We start from the raw sequence: 14569 nt of genomic DNA, 5'->3' as shown, positions 1-14569 counted from the left end.
TGATCAGGGTACGCATCTAAGGTTCCTCGGTGTCTCGTATCTGGTTCTCAGCAGGTCAGGTCGGTGCACGCTTCGACCGAACTCGCGGCTGCAGCGCACCATCCATGATTTCTGACTGCGGATCACGAAGAAACTCATCGGCCCTCGCCCGATTTTTTCCGGCGGCCTCGACCACCGGATCATCTCGGGGAGCCGCACACGTGCCCGGCTGCAGGACTCACCAGCAGCGCAACAGCGACGAGCGACACATGACCCGCCCCAACCGGTGATGCGGCATCTTGATGCAGTCGGGCCGGGGGTGGTGTTGGTTAAGCCGCGGACACGGTGGACGTGCCGCCGGCGAACCACCGGCACAGCTCGGTCCGGTTCGCCTGACCGGCACCGAGGGTGCGGCGTGAAGTCCCGTTCACATGGTGGGAGATGGCGGGAGTGCGGTACGGTGACGAAACCATCACGCTCTGTGTGTTCACGCGCACATGGAGCGGCCCCCGGCGGTGCACCAACACCGACCGAGGGCCTTCATCACCAGTGGATCGAGACCACCGGAAATGCTGCGTCATGTTATCGCGCCGTCCCGGCGCTTCACGAAGGCATCGCACGATGTCGTGCGCCATCCGCGTCTGAGCAGTGACGCGAAAATCCTGCTCCTGTACGTCCAGGGCCTTCCGGAAGAGACCCCCTGCAAGCCCCTGAGCGAACTCGCCCAGAAGCTGGGCATCAAGGGCCGCGCGTACCAGAAGGCGAAAGAACAGCTGGTCGCGCACGGGTACGTACACGAGTGGCGAAGCCAGGGCGGTCGGGGCCGCTGGATCACCGAGCAACTGGTGGCGAACAACCCTCTGACGAGTGAGCAGGCAGAACACCTACGAGGGGCACCACCCACCACCCTGCCACCGAGTACGCAGTTGCCGACGGTCGGCGAACCGACCGCCCGGAGGGTCGGTGGCTATGAACCGGTAGAAGACCACAGTGAGAAGACCACTCCCCACCCACCCTCCGAAGCCGGACCACTGCCGGACCCGGATCCCGAACCGACGGCGGGGCCGGCTGATTCCCTCCAACTGGCACGCGCGGAACGGGTTCTGCTCTCGCTGCGCCACACCCGTCGCGAACTGCACCTGGGAATGCGCGAGGCCCGTGCACTGGCCGTGGAGGCGGTCAAGTGGCTGGAGCGCGGGCTGAGCGAGTCCGACCTGCGACAGGCCCTGCTGGCCGAACGCCCGGAAGGCGGCGTGCGCTCGGCGGTCGGCTTCCTCCGCTACCGCCTCGTTCAGAAGCTCCCCGCGGACCCGGCCCTGCCCTCACTGCCTCAGCTCCCGTCGGCCGCCGCCCCGATCACCTGCTCCACGCCAGGTGAGGAACACGTTTTCCGCCCCCTGGGAGACGAGACGGAATGCGCCCCATGCCGCCAGTCCGCCGCGTACACGACCTTCTACGGCGCCCCCGCACCGGAGGCCGATCACATTTCGTGGCGCGAACGGTTCGCGAAGATCAACGGGACGTCGGCGGCTCTGCCGGCTGAGGGCTGACCTCGCCCGCGGCGGGGCTGCGACCAGCAGGGCTCACCGAACGACCACGGCAAACGATGTGCGGACGCGCCGGAAGCTCCTGTCGGGGGCGAAGAGGCATGTCTACCGGGCCCGGTGGACGTACACGAAGCCGGATGGCGCTACGAAGGCAGGCCCGCCCCGTGCCGCGCAGGGAGCCGCCCACCGGGGTGTGACGATCCGGTGTGTCGACTGGCCAAATGACGCCCCGTCATATCTGATGACTTTTGCTAGTTTGTCCGGTTCTGGTAGAGGAGTATCTGAATGCCACAGCACGTATCGGCCTGTCGACCCCGGCCCCTTCGAAGGCGGCTGACGGCGGCGGTGCTGGCCCTGGGCACGGTCGGCGCCCTCGCCGCCGCGGCACCGCCCGGGTCGGGGGAGTCGCCGTGCAGGGCCGGTCACGGCTTCCGGGAGCGTGATCTCGTCTCCGATATCCCCGGCAGGGCGGAAGCGACCGACGAGAACCTGGTCAACCCCTGGGGCTTGGCCGCCGCGCGCACCGGAGAGGTGTGGGTCTCGGACAATGGCGCGGACAAGGCCACGACGTACTCGGGCGCCGTCCGCAGGAAGCCGGTCAACATCCTGGACCGGGTGGTGTCGATCCCGGAGGGCGGCGCCCCGACCGGGGTCGTGCGCAACGACACCGACGACTTCCGCTTCAGTGGCTTCGGTAAGAGCGGTGTCGCCCAGTTCCTGTTCGCGGGCGAGGACGGCGACCTCTTCGCCTGGAGCCCGAAGGTGAACCCGACGAACGCTGTCCGGGTCGCGCACGAGAACAGCGACGGCGAGAACGCCGTCTTCAAGGGCCTGACCCTGATCCCGGCCAAGAAGAAGGGCAGCGGGGCCCACGCACACCGCGGCAAGACGGCCGGCAACCACAAGCGGTCGCGGCTGCTTGTCGCCAACTTCCGTGACGCGCGCATCGACGTCTTCGACAAGGACTTCAACCTCCTGCCACCCGACGACCGGTTCCAGGACCCGAACATCCCCGACGGCTTCGCGCCGTTCGACGTCAAGAAGATCGGCTCGCGCGTCTTCGTGACCTACGCCAAGCAGGACGAGGACAAGAAGGACGATGTCCCTGGTAAGCACAACGGCTTCATCGACACGTTCAGCACCGAGGGCAAGCTGCTGAAGCGCTTCGCGAGCCGCGGCGTGCTCAACTCGCCCTGGGGCCTGGAACTCGCGCCCAAGAAGTTCGGCAAGTTCTCCGGCGACCTGCTCGTCGGAAATTTCGGGGACGGCCACATCAACGTCTTCAACCCGAACAGCGGCAAGTTCAAGGGCAAGCTGCGGGACCACAGGGGCAACGTGATCGAGATCCCCGGGCTGTGGGGGCTGCTGCGCGGCACCGACAAGTCCGGTGGCAAGGACTCCGTGTGGTTCGCCGCAGGAATCGGCGGCGAGGAGCACGGACTGCTCGGCACCCTGCGCGCCGAGGACTGACCGCCCCCGCCGCCCGAGCCCGGCGCGCTACCCCACGCGCCGGGCCGACGCCTTGGCCCGCGCCAGACCGCCCATGTCGCCGTGAGTCAAGCCCCTCTGCGTGGCGGTGGTAGTCCCGAGGAAATTGGGTCGACTCACCGACCATGATTCATGTTGGCTTGGCCGCATGTCTGAACTTCGTACCGATCGCCTCATGCTCCGCCGCTGGCGGGACTCCGACCTCGAACCCTGGGCGGCGATGAACGCCGATCCCGAGGTCCGGGAACACTTGGGCGACCTGCTTACGCGTGAACAGAGCGATGCCTCGGTGGCGCTCTTCCAGGCCGAATTCGACCAGCGGAGTTACGGATGGTGGGCGGTCGAAGTACTGGCCACCGGTGAGTTCATCGGCTTCACCGGCCTGGACCAGGTAGATGAGGGCATGCCCTTCACGGGGGTGGAGATCGGCTGGCGGCTCGCCCGATCAGCCTGGGGCCACGGCTACGCCACCGAGGCCGCCCTGGCCGGCCTGGCCTTCGGCTTCGAGTCCCTCGAACTACCCGAAATCCTTGCGGTGACCACCACCAACAACCTCCGTTCCCAAGCGGTGATGCGCCGAATCGGCATGACCCGCGACCCCGCCGACGACTTCGACGACCCCGGCGTGCCCGACGGGCCGCTGCGTCGAAACGTGCTCTACCGGATCCGCCCGTAATCCGAGCAGCCCAACCCACGGTCCGGAACCGTGCGCAGCCGACCGCTCCTTCTTCAGGTGTCAGGTCGGTGGATCGAGGATCAGCGAACGTCTGAGTCCGGATGGGCCGCGTCCCAGCCCTCGCGGGAAGCGGCGATGGCCGGGCGATGTGCGATCGACCAGTCGGCGAGAGTCTTGATGAGGTAGGTGAGACTGTGGCCCATCTCCGTCAACTCGTACTCGACCTGAGGCGGAATGGTGGGGTACACAGTGCGCTTCACCAGGCCATCGCGTTCCAGACGCCGGACGGTGAGCGTGAGCATGCGCTGCGAGATGCTGCCTGGAATGGCGCGCTGGAGCTCCTTGAAACGGCGAATGCCGGAAGCGAGTTCGACCACAACGTAGACGGACCACTTGTCGCCCAGCCGGTCCAGCACGTCCCGGACACCGCACTCGTCCTGCGGCGTCTCGCAGGTGATCACAGGCTCGGCAATCACCGGGGTGGTTACTGTGATGTGCCCTGCTGACATGAAAGTGCCTCCTTATGCGAGCGAGCTCCTCTGCTGAGGATGGAACCACACAGCTCAGGAGGGACTTCCCATGATTCTGATCACCGGCGCCGCCGGCGCACTCGGACAGCTCGTCACCAAAAAGCTGGCGGCACGCGACGACGTCGTCCTCGGCACCCGTCTACCCCGCTCCGCGACCCAGCGCCGCGTCGACTTCGACGACCCGGCATCGCTCGACTTCACGGGCGTGGACACGTTGCTGCTGATCTCCGCCGGGTACGGCGAGGACGACGTCGTCATCGCCCGTCATGACGCGGCCATATCAGCGGCCGAGAAGGCGGGCGTACGGCACGTCGTCTACACCAGCCTGAGCGGCGACGGTGACCACCTGGCGTATGCACTCGCTCATCGCTGGACCGAGCGCAGGATCCAGCAAAGCGCCTTGGAGTGGACCATCCTGCGAAATGGCCTGTACGCCGAGTTTCTCGCCGCCATCGCCGCCCCGGGCCCCGACGGAACGGTCGCCGCACCGCTGGGCGAGGGACGCCTGGCCGCCGTTGCCCGCGATGATCTCGCGGAGGTGGCGGCTCGCGTGGTAACCGCCCCGCAGCAGCACGCGAGCCGCACGTACGAGCTTGTCGGCGAGGAGCCCTTGGGCGGGGCCGAACTGGCAGCCGCGGTCGGCGGCTCGTACGCACCCGGCTCCCTCACCCAGACCCGGGAATCGCTCATCGCGGCCGGGAATGCCCTGCCCTTCCAAGTGCCGATGCTGGTGGGGACGTACTCGGCGATCGCAGCCGGTTTCCTGGACGGCACGGGTATCGGGCACAACATGCTGCGCAAGCTGCTCGGACGAAAGCCGCAGTCCGCGCTGGAGGTGTACACAACTGCGGTCTCGGCAACAACCCCGGTGTCGTAGACCGGTTCGAAGAACCGGATCAGCTCAGTCAGTGATCCGAAGTCAGAGCAGGCCCTAACCGGGTTGAGGGCGGGGCGGAAGACTGACAGCGCTCTGGACCGGCGCGACCGCGATCTGTGGGCTGTCGCCACTTCCCATGTTCCGCAGGCAGGCGGCTGGCCCCCGCCGCCCAACCACGGTGAGGGCTGACCCGGCCGACGGTGGGGGCTGCGACCAGCAGGGCTCACCGGACGACCACGGCAAACGATGTGCGGACGCGCCGGAAGCTCCTATGCCCACTGCGACCGGTGTGGCTCATGCACTCCACGTCGACACTTGGCGCTGGAGTACACCAAGGTCAGAGTTTTGGCACGACGGTGAAAGGAAGCTGGCTTGCCCATTCCGCCAGTGCTTCAGCTGCGTTCTCACGTAGCTTGCCATCTACGGACACCTCCTCCAGCAAGCCCCGGTGTTCGTTGGGCAGCGACAGCTGGCGGTAGAACTGCAGGTCTTCGAATCCGTTCGCTGCCACATCGTGGCTGGTGGCGGCATAGACGAGACGTGGAATCTGAGCCCAGTAACACGCGACGAGGCACATGGGGCAGGGCTCGCTGCTGGAGTACATGACAGCGTTCTCCATGATGTGGTTCTGCAGCGCGCTGCCGGCCGCCCGCAGCGCCATCATCTCGGCGTGGGCGGTCGGGTCATGGAGTTCCACCACGGAGCTCGTACCCGTACCCACGATCGTGCCGTCAATTACGATCACGGCTCCAAAGGGCGTCTTTCCCTCGTCGTCCAACGCGTGGCGTGACACCGAAATGGCCTTCTCCAGGAAGGCACGGTCGTCTGGTGACTCCTTGGTGTATGGCAACAGAATCTCCCTCATCTCACATGTGAACCGACGGGTCGCTGTCGCTGAACGGCCCTGACAGGTCGACGTCATACCCGGTCAGAGGAGTGGTGCTCCCTATGGTGCCGATGCGCTGCAAGGCAGCTGCCGCCTGCTCCGCATTGGACCACTGGCCGTCCTTCAGTACCGCGACCATATCCGCCGGAGGCGTCTCTGGCCGGTCGCCGCGGATAATGAGGCGGTGTATGCGTGGTGCAGGTGCGGGCAGTAGAGAACAGGCAGTGGCAAGCCTGAACTGCCATGTCTCGAACGCTGCCGTCACCGCCTGGAAGTCGGCCTCCTCACTCACCGCGACCGGCAGATTATGAAGGACGAGCCTGTCGATCTGCAGTGCGGCGCCGCGCTGCAGCTGCGCGGTCAGGAGAGCTTCGTCGATTTCGTTCCGCAGGGCCAGTTGGGGTGGTCGCAGCCAACCGAGACCGCACTGGACCACGACCGCTGCCTGCACGGAGGGTTCGAGCAGCCTCTCCGCATGGCTCCGCCAGTGTTCACTGTCCATGTCCCACCCGAGTGTGTGAGCCGACGAGTTGCATGACCCGGAACCCCTTGACCACCGCGTCTCCCGGTTCTCTCTGCTCGGCCGCACCGGGCAGCACGCGGGCAGCAAGTTCGTCGGCTGCCGCCAGCGCGGGTGTAGGGAGAGCGGCCAGGAAGGCGCGTAGTTCGGCGTCGGAACCGCCCGGTTCGAGGGGCGCGAGCCGGCAGGCGATAGCCAGCACCATGGCAGCGGGTCGTTCCCTGGGCTCGGCCCGGGGTGCCGGTGTCCGAAACGCCCGTTGCGCAGTGCGTTCGCGGATGAGCTCCCAGGGAGCGTCGGAGCCGTCGGCGCGGCTGACGAGTGCCAAGAGCGCCTCATGGGCCTCGCGGGCCGTTTCGAACCACCGATGCGTGCCGAAGGAACGCAGATAGGCGCCGAGGAGTTGCGGGTCCGGTGTGAACTCGGGGCGGACCAACTCGGGTGGATGAGGGACTCGCGTATCGCGAAGAGTGGCGATGGCGCCCACGGAGACCAGCATCCAGAACCGGTCGAACTCGGCGACACTGCCAAAGAGTAGACGGGCTGCGTCCGCATCCGCTCCCACGGCTCGCATTTCTGCGCCGAAGAGCCTCCGGCGCAGCTCGCCGAGCATGGAATCTCCGTCCCAGTAATTCCCCATGAACTTGGTTCCTGTGAGGATCTGGAACACGCTGTAGAGCCCATTGGCCTGATGAGCCCCCTGGAACTCGGTGAAGTCCCGGGCCCAGATCAGTATTCCCGCAGGGTCCGCTATGACGGATCCGACCTCCTCGGGGCTTTGGAAGAGCTTGGGATCGGGGTCGACGGCGAGGAGGATGCGCAGCCGGCTGTCGACTGTCATGGCGACCAGTTCGCGGGCCGCCCGGCCGGAGGCGATGCCTCGCACGGACATGAGGCGGGCCGTGTTGCCGAGCCAGCCCAGGTATCTGCTGAGCTCACTGAGCACCACTGCCGGGTCGGCCAGATCGCGAATCTGTCGCAGTACGGAACTGATCAGGGATTCCGCGCAGCCGACGACCACCACCGGATCGGCACCGCGCACGAGGGCTGCCCGGGCGAGCCGGTGAAGGACCTCCAGGCGCAGGACGACGGAAGAGTCGCGGCCTCGTGGTTCGACGTCCGCATCGACGAGCTGGCCTACGAGGTTGCGGATGCCGGTCGGGTCGTTGGTGCTGATGGCCTGGTCAAGGGCGCCGAGATAGGCGGCGACCACCGGGTCGTCCAGAAGCACCTGGGGCCGCGGACCGGGCAGTGCCTCGGCGAGAGTCTGGCGAAGGAGCCGATTACGACCACCGATGCTGGCGAGACCGAAAAGCCGGATGAACGAGAAGACACCGAAGACGTTCGCCAGGATGAAGAGCAGTGCGCCGTACGTGAGACTGGTCGCGCTCTTGCCCAGCAACCCACATGCGGTGAACATCGCGGCGACCCAGCCGATGAAGACCCACTCGCGGAAGGCGATGTGGCTGTCGATGGCGCGCAGGGACGGCCAGGAGCTGGCCGCCGAGAAGGTGAGCGCGAAGATCACGGCTTCACCGGTGAGGAGCGTTGCGAAGAAGGCGACCGTGAACTGGGTCGCGTCGACGGCATCCGCTCGATCGGCGGGGAGGTGGACAGCGAGCGGGATCAGTAAGAGAGAACAGAACGCCAGGACAGCCTGACGACGTACGTGTCCCACTCCAGACGCCCCCCGAGAACTGAATCTTCACGATCAACTGTGCCAGTGGCAGAGGGAGTTGCCAAGGATGCGCTCGGAGAGCAGGGCACTTTCTCTCCGTGGGTCAGCCGATTTGCCCATTCTGCACGGCGCCGATGAAGCTCTCCCAGGCCGCAGAGCCCACCTGGAGACGGTGCTTGTGCGGCCGCTTGCTGTCGCGTACGGAGGTGCCGGCAGCGGCGAAGGCCGCCTCAACGCACTCGGTCTCGTTGCCGCCGCTGTACGACGACTTGAACCAGGCAGAGTCCGGAACCTCAATGTTCGTCCTTGGCATCCTTCAGGTCCTCCTTGGCACGGCTGATCAACTCCCGTGACGCTTCGATGTCCAACGCTTGTGCGCGCAGGTATTCGAACGCAAGTCGGTAGCGATCCAGTTCCGCATCCTTCTCCATGAAGACGGAGCCGACGTGAAGGTCGACGTACACCACATCCAGCGAGGGCTCGGCGCCGCCAAGGATGACGAAGCTGCCCAGGGCCGCGCAGTGTGCACCGCGGGAGAAGGGCAAGATCTGAAGTGTGATGTTTCCTGAGACGCTGGCAGTGAGCAGATGGCTGAGCTGCTCGCGCATGATCCCGGGGGAGCCCATCACCCGGCGGATGACGGACTCATCGAGGATGGCCCACAGGTGCGGGGCCTTGGGGCGGGCGAGAATCTCCTGGCGCCGCATGCGGATGTCCACGAGGCGTTCGATTTCCTCGGGCGAGCGGCGCATCTCATTGGCCTGCTGCAGCGCAGTGGTGTAGCTCCGCGTCTGGAGCAGGCCCGGGACGTACACACAGGAGAAGTGGTCCTCGCGCACAGCCTCGTCTTCGAGGGTGAGCATCAGATTCATCGTCTCGGGGATGTGGTCGGCGAACGAGCTCCACCAGCCCTGCTGCTTCGAATCTTTGGCCAGGGATACAAGTGCACTGCGTTCTGCGTCACTTGCGCCATATTCACGGCAGAGGGCGTCGATCACTAGCCACTTGACGGGCCCTTCGGTGGCTTCGTACCGACTGACGGTGGCCTTGGATACGCCGACGAGCTGGCCGGCTTCCTCCAGGGTCATTCCCTTGCGGGCGCGCAGCTTGCGCATCGTTGCGCCGAGGTGGCGTCGGCGGGTGGTGGTCCTCGCTGACATGTGGATCCTTTCCAGTGGCGCCGGGAGCTGGCGGCCGCGGCCCAACGAGGCTAGATCGCCGTCGAGTTGCTGCACTACCAGATTCACTCGATAGAGAGTCTTGAGAAGTTACACAGTGGAACATCTCGATGCCATACTCGCATCCAGGCGCTACGCAGTGCAGTCGCATGGACGCGACGGGTTAGGTGCTGTTGTGGCTAAGGAGGGTGTATCGACATGGCAAGTCGCAGCAACGCTCAGACTCCGTACCAATACGTGCTTCCGTTCAAGGCGTCCCCCGAAGCCATGCGCGGACTCCGGCGAGCCGTGCAGGCTGAGCTGCGCCCTTGGGGTCTGGCAGACCTTGTGGGTGAGGCTGAGCTCGTAGTGACCGAACTCGCGACGAACGTGGTCAAGCACGTGGGTGCAGGAAGTGCTGCAACCCTCATCCTCGAGTTTCGTGCCGATGTGATCCGCGTGGAGATCCATGACACGAGCTACAAGGTGCCGGCCGTTTCCGAGGTCGGATGCGCCTCGGAGTGCGGTCGCGGCCTCCATCTGCTGGCAGCTATGGCGCGTGACTGGGGCACCCGCGTCACCGCGTCGGGGAAGGCGGTCTGGTGTGAGCTGCCTCTCTCGGGCGACGGTGAGCGCGTCCGAATCTGGCGCGCCAGCGCGGTTCTCGGCGAATACCGTGAGCTGGCAGGGACAGCCGCCGTGGCGCCGCTCAGTCATCCGCAGGCGCACGAGGAGTCGGTGACCACATTGATTGTGGATTTGCTCCACTGGCTGGACTCCCAGGGCTGTGACCCCGAAGACGTCCTTGACCGCGTGCAGCAGCATTACGAAGCCGGACTGGATGCTGCGGCGTGATCTCCCGGGCGGGGGCGGTGTCTGGTCAGGAGCTGGGGCTGGGGCTGGGCTGGGCGATTTCGGCCCGCAGGGCGCTAGGGGTGCGCCAGGATTCACCAGAGCGGCTCTTGTGGCACATGCGGTGGCAGTTAGCGCACAGGAACGCCAGATCGTCCAGCTTGGTCTCGCGGGGCCCAGATACATGGAGCGGCAGCCGGTGGTGAACCTCGATGTAGCCCCTACCGAGGGTCCCGTAGAAGTGGCCGAAATCGAAAGCACAAACCTCGCACTGCAAGGGTTGCCCCAACTTCTCAGCCCAGGCGATCTTGCGAGCCCGAAGACCGCGGTCGCGTTCGCGATGGAGAGCCCAGCGGGCGAGGAGGCGGCCTTCGATCGCCGAGTTTCCCTCATCGTCGAGCTCGTCTGGATCTTCTGGGATCTCGTGCAGCTCGCCCGTGCCGATACCCTGCCGCAGGGCCGTGGCAGCCTGGAGCATCTCGGAGGGCCGGGCGATGAAGGCGGCGATTACCTCCTTGTCCAGTCGGCCGCCTTTGGTGGGCGTGCCGGTGTAGGAGGGGTGGTTCGAGGCCAGATCGGACGTCTTGCGGCTGACGCTGCCGACGGATCTGAACTTCGGGATGGTCTGCGAAGCACCTTCGTGGATGGGCAGAGAGCGGAGCAGGTCGGAGAGGTCGAGTACACGAGAGTCACCCTCGCGGAGCTCATTCCAGTCGTTCTCGACAACGAGTGCGCAGGCCAGAAGCAACTCGTCACGGGTCCATGCAGGGCTTCTCGGCATGGGCCATATCGTATGAGTGTTCGCTGTCACGTGTGGGGCGGTCGGAGCGTATCGATGTGTGACGCACACTTGGAGCCGGTCGTGTTGTCAGTAGGGTCTGTCACCCTCTGTGATGACTGGTGGCAATCGGTGCCAGTCGGGCAAGTCTGGAAGGAGGGTGCATGACCAGCACCAAGAGGGAGTTCACCTCGGTTGAGATCTGCGCCGGGGCGGGTGGGCAGGCACTGGGTCTGCACAATGCGCTATTCAGGCACCTTGCGCTGATCGAGATCGACACGAACGCGGTAGCCACTCTCAGGGAGAACGTGGAGGGGAACGCGGAGTGGGAGGGCTGTAAGGTCAAACAGGCTGACCTGACGCAGCTCAAGCCGCTGGATCTGAGGCTGGAGCTAGAGCTCGAAGCGGGCGACCTGGACCTGCTTGCCGGCGGTGTGCCGTGCCCGCCTTTCTCTATCGCGGGAAAGCAGCTGGGGCGGGACGACGAGCGAGATCTGTTCCCGACCATGCTCGACCTCGTCGATGAGCTTGAGCCCAAGGCTGTGATGATTGAGAACGTCCGGGGACTCTTGGAGCCGAAGGAGAAATTCCAGGGGTACCGGGAGGAGCTTCTGGAACGCCTTGAGCTCATGGGTTACGAAAAGTGCTATTGGGAAGTTCTGGAAGCGAAGAACTACGGAGTGCCGCAACTCCGCCCGCGCGCGATTCTGGTGGCGATGAAGAGGGAGTACATCCCGTTCTTCGCCGCTACGAAGCCTGAGGACCGGCGGCTTGTCACGGTCGGGGAAGCGCTGAAGAAGAGCATGGCAAAGCGCTACGACGAGGTCGTTGACCCCCGGGCCGACGAAGTGTTCAAGACGTGGCTACGCCAGGCGTCGAAGGGCGTTGCGCCCACGCTTGTTGGCGGTTCCAAGAAGCATGGCGGCGCTGACCTCGGTCCCACTCGGGCGAAGAAGGCGTGGGCCTTGCTCGGCGTGTGCGGGCTCGGCGTCGCGAATGACTCAAAAGACATGCAGCGGCTGAAGAGCCAGGAACGTGATCTCTTTTCTGCGGCGGGACCTAAGCTCACGGTGACGCAGGCAGCGATCATCCAGGGCTTCCCGGAGAGCTGGAAGTTCACAGGCAAGAAGACCGCTGCATACCGGCAAGTGGGAAACGCCTTCCCTCCGCCGGTCGCTCAAGCAGTGGGGGAGCAGATCCTCGCTGCTCTCAAGGCGGCTCGCGCAGCCGGCGTCGTGGCCCCGGTTCGGGAGGAGCGAACCCTGGCTGAGGAACGCGACAGCGAGCTGTTGTTCAAGCTGGCTGATCTCTCAGTGCCTGTGATCCCGAAGGCGGCTGACCGTAGCAGCGATCGTGAGGGCGCAGTCGTTGGGTGACTCGTGCTCCCAGAATCGGAGCACAGTCCATCCCGCTTCACGGAGGCGTTCATCTGTGTCCCGGTCACGGGTCACGTTCCGCGCAACCTTGTCCGACCAGTAACCGGGATTGGTCTTCGGCGAGACGTAGTGCTCCGGGCAGCCGTGCCAGTAGCAGCCGTCGATGAACACAGCCAGCTTCGTAGGACGGAAGACAATGTCAGCCGTCCTACGAAGCCCGGGTAGGGGCTTGGCCGCTACCCGATACCGGAACCCCTGCGCGTACAGGAGCCGTCGGATCAACATTTCCGGCTTGGTGTCCCGGCTCCGGATGGCCTGCATATTGCGGCGCCGGGCGGCCGATGAGGCCCACGAGCCTTCCGGGGGAAGCCAGTTGCCATCGTTATCCATCCTGCGCCGCCGCACCCAGATGCTCGAGGAGGGCCCGGAGGTCAGCGGCATCCATCCCCCAGGGAGCCACCTCTTCTTCCGGGTCAGCCAGCTCCTGTACCGAAGGATCATCCAGGATCCTCCCCATGAACTCCAGTTTATGTCCTAGGCGCCTATGAACGAGATCGTCGATCGTTCCTTTGGCAAGGAGGATTGTGATGCGTGTCTTCGTGTCGGCCGGCAGCCCCAGACGATGAATTCGGTCCAAGCTCTGCAAGAATCGGCCGGCTGCAAAGTCTCGGTCTACATAGATCGCGTCGTGGCATACGTGGTGGAGGCTGATCCCTTCTCCAAGCGTTGCCGGGTTCGACAGCAGCACCATGCAGCCAGGGTCCTGCCGGAATCGGCGGATCTGCTTATCGCGGTCGATGCTGCCGCCGTGCACGATCGCCGGCTGGAATCTCGCCAGGGCACTTCCCAGCGTCGTGAGGTTACGGACGAATGTCGACCACACCAGAGTCTTGCGCCCCGCTCGGGCATTTTCAGACACAGTCTGAAGGACAGCCTCATACTTTGGTGACATTTCGTAGCGGGGAAGGTTCCGCATGAGATCGCGCAACGAACTGTCGGTCGGGTGGTTGAGTGATGGGATATGGAAAGGCAGCGGCTCGTAGCGGTCCAATCCCTTCTCTAGCAATGCCGGACTTGTGCTAGCCATCATCAGATAGACAAGTACCTTGCCCATTCTGATGAACTCATCTTGCTCGGACTCGCCTGAGTTCGAAGCCTTCTTCTTGAGAGCCGAGTACAGCTTGCGGTGGGCATCAGGGAGTTCTACAGAACGCACTTGGACATCTACGGGAGGAAGTCCGAGTTCGCTCTTCGTCGTCCTTGTGAAAAGTGGACGGAGGACTTTGCTCGCGTACGCCAGGTCTCCACCCGCCACGGCCTTGTCGACAGCCCGGCGGCCGTGTCCCGGCCATACGAAGGAGAGCAGACTCTCCAAATCCTTGGCACCGTTCGGAGCGGGCGTACCTGTGAGGATTAGGCGATGATGTGCCAGAGGCCCGAGCGCCATGCAAGTCGCGCCGTAGGTGCCCCGGGCGCCGAGCTTCATCCGATGAGCCTCGTCTAGCACCATCAGGGTCGGCGCAGTACTCAGCCAGTCCGCCAGCTCGGATTGGTACCGGTATAGCCGTTCGTAGTTCACCAGAAGCACTTCAGCGTCGCTGTCTGGCCGCCGTTCGAAAACACGGACCGTTAGCGGCGCCGTGAAGCAGGACCCGCTCTCTTCCTCCCACGCCTCGTAAGCGGACTTTGGGCTAACGACAAGCAGGCGCTTGACCTTGCCTGCGTGACGGAGTGCCGCGTAAACAGCCATCGCCGTTCGGGTCTTCCCCGCACCAGGCACACTGAAATTCGCCCCGTGGGTGAGAGACAGCAGCTTGGCGATATCGCGGACCTGGAACTCGGTCAACGGTGCTTTCCACGCAGCACCTAGCCGCAGTAGCACGTCGTCGGGAGTAACTTCGGCGACGACGTCCAGCCCTTGGCTACCGGCGGCTAGCCGAGATTCGACCGCCTGCGAGTCCCGTACCGACCCTTCGGCCAATGCCCTCAGGTCAAGGGCAAAGGACACCCCGGCAGGGTCGTGCCACTGGTTGAGCAGCGTGAGATGAGAGAGGAAGTCCTCAAGGTCAACCTCGGCTGCCAGCGCTCCCCGCTGGCTGCCGCTACTGAACCGTGCAGTCAGTCGCACCAGTCGCTCGTAGCTCTCTGGCTGAGTCCTCAAGATGACCTTGGTCCGAGTCTCGTCGAAACCGAGTCGCAGCGACGGCTCCGCAGGGTCAGTCACG

General features: G+C 64.9%; 15 protein-coding genes. 6 read left to right on the top strand and 9 right to left on the bottom strand.

Going from position 1 to position 14569, the window contains the following annotated elements; genetic code table 11:
• The first annotated feature begins 548 nt into the window (after positions 1–548).
• The 3 genes from ACWD6R_RS18395 (at position 549) to ACWD6R_RS18385 (ending at position 3690) form a co-directional block, all read left to right on the top strand.
• The gene (locus ACWD6R_RS18395; RefSeq protein ID WP_451819625.1) at positions 549–1529 is read left to right on the top strand and encodes a hypothetical protein; all 981 of its coding nucleotides are present in this window, start codon (positions 549–551) and stop codon (positions 1527–1529) included.
• Between the two features lie 282 nt (positions 1530–1811).
• The gene (locus ACWD6R_RS18390; protein ID WP_451819624.1) at positions 1812–2996 is read left to right on the top strand and encodes a TIGR03118 family protein; all 1185 of its coding nucleotides are present in this window, start codon (positions 1812–1814) and stop codon (positions 2994–2996) included.
• A gap of 166 nt (positions 2997–3162) precedes the next feature.
• Positions 3163–3690: a GNAT family N-acetyltransferase gene (locus ACWD6R_RS18385; RefSeq protein WP_451819623.1), complete on the top strand. Its 528-nt coding sequence runs from the start codon at positions 3163–3165 to the stop codon at positions 3688–3690.
• Positions 3691–3770: 80 nt separating this feature from the next.
• On the opposite strand, the gene ACWD6R_RS18380 is transcribed toward ACWD6R_RS18385, so the two are convergent.
• Positions 3771–4199, bottom strand: a complete 429-nt coding sequence (locus ACWD6R_RS18380; protein ID WP_451819622.1) for a winged helix-turn-helix transcriptional regulator — start codon at positions 4197–4199, stop codon at positions 3771–3773.
• 70 nt (positions 4200–4269) lie between these two features.
• Between ACWD6R_RS18380 and ACWD6R_RS18375 the strand changes: the two genes are divergently transcribed.
• On the top strand, positions 4270–5097 hold the full coding sequence (locus ACWD6R_RS18375; protein WP_451819621.1) for an NAD(P)H-binding protein: 828 nt from the start codon (positions 4270–4272) through the stop codon (positions 5095–5097).
• 337 nt (positions 5098–5434) lie between these two features.
• Here ACWD6R_RS18375 and ACWD6R_RS18370 read toward each other — a convergent pair whose 3' ends face one another.
• From ACWD6R_RS18370 to ACWD6R_RS18350, 5 genes are all read right to left on the bottom strand, one after another.
• Positions 5435–5947: a nucleoside deaminase gene (locus tag ACWD6R_RS18370; protein ID WP_451819620.1), complete on the bottom strand. Its 513-nt coding sequence runs from the start codon at positions 5945–5947 to the stop codon at positions 5435–5437.
• A 16-nt stretch (positions 5948–5963) separates the two neighbouring features.
• Positions 5964–6485, bottom strand: a complete 522-nt coding sequence (locus ACWD6R_RS18365; protein WP_451819619.1) for a hypothetical protein — start codon at positions 6483–6485, stop codon at positions 5964–5966.
• The gene (locus ACWD6R_RS18360) at positions 6475–8181 is read right to left on the bottom strand and encodes a hypothetical protein (protein ID WP_451819618.1); all 1707 of its coding nucleotides are present in this window, start codon (positions 8179–8181) and stop codon (positions 6475–6477) included. Before ACWD6R_RS18360 ends, ACWD6R_RS18365 begins: the two co-directional genes overlap by 11 nt.
• A gap of 103 nt (positions 8182–8284) precedes the next feature.
• Positions 8285–8494 (bottom strand): DUF397 domain-containing protein, encoded by a 210-nt coding sequence (locus ACWD6R_RS18355; protein WP_451819617.1) that lies wholly within the window; start codon positions 8492–8494, stop codon positions 8285–8287.
• On the bottom strand, positions 8475–9341 hold the full coding sequence (locus ACWD6R_RS18350) for a helix-turn-helix domain-containing protein (protein WP_451819630.1): 867 nt from the start codon (positions 9339–9341) through the stop codon (positions 8475–8477). The genes ACWD6R_RS18355 and ACWD6R_RS18350 overlap by 20 nt, the downstream gene beginning before the upstream one ends.
• Positions 9342–9557: 216 nt before the next feature.
• On the opposite strand from ACWD6R_RS18350, the gene ACWD6R_RS18345 reads away from it, so the two are divergent.
• On the top strand, positions 9558–10193 hold the full coding sequence (locus ACWD6R_RS18345; protein WP_451819616.1) for an ATP-binding protein: 636 nt from the start codon (positions 9558–9560) through the stop codon (positions 10191–10193).
• Between the two features lie 25 nt (positions 10194–10218).
• Here ACWD6R_RS18345 and ACWD6R_RS18340 read toward each other — a convergent pair whose 3' ends face one another.
• The gene (locus ACWD6R_RS18340) at positions 10219–10971 is read right to left on the bottom strand and encodes an HNH endonuclease (RefSeq protein ID WP_451819615.1); all 753 of its coding nucleotides are present in this window, start codon (positions 10969–10971) and stop codon (positions 10219–10221) included.
• A gap of 161 nt (positions 10972–11132) precedes the next feature.
• Here ACWD6R_RS18340 and ACWD6R_RS18335 point away from each other — a divergent pair, with 161 nt between their 5' ends.
• Positions 11133–12344: a DNA cytosine methyltransferase gene (locus ACWD6R_RS18335; RefSeq protein ID WP_451819614.1), complete on the top strand. Its 1212-nt coding sequence runs from the start codon at positions 11133–11135 to the stop codon at positions 12342–12344.
• On the opposite strand, the gene ACWD6R_RS18330 is transcribed toward ACWD6R_RS18335, so the two are convergent.
• Positions 12279–12734: a very short patch repair endonuclease gene (locus ACWD6R_RS18330; protein ID WP_451819629.1), complete on the bottom strand. Its 456-nt coding sequence runs from the start codon at positions 12732–12734 to the stop codon at positions 12279–12281. The genes ACWD6R_RS18335 and ACWD6R_RS18330 overlap by 66 nt on opposite strands.
• Complete coding sequence (locus ACWD6R_RS18325; RefSeq protein ID WP_451819613.1) at positions 12727–14568, bottom strand: DEAD/DEAH box helicase; 1842 nt, start codon at positions 14566–14568, stop codon at positions 12727–12729. The genes ACWD6R_RS18330 and ACWD6R_RS18325 overlap by 8 nt, the downstream gene beginning before the upstream one ends.
• Position 14569: the final 1 nt, after the last annotated feature.

The sequence above is a fragment of the Streptomyces sp. NPDC005151 genome (assembly GCF_053599875.1).
This window is presented reverse-complemented; position numbering and strand designations above follow the sequence as displayed.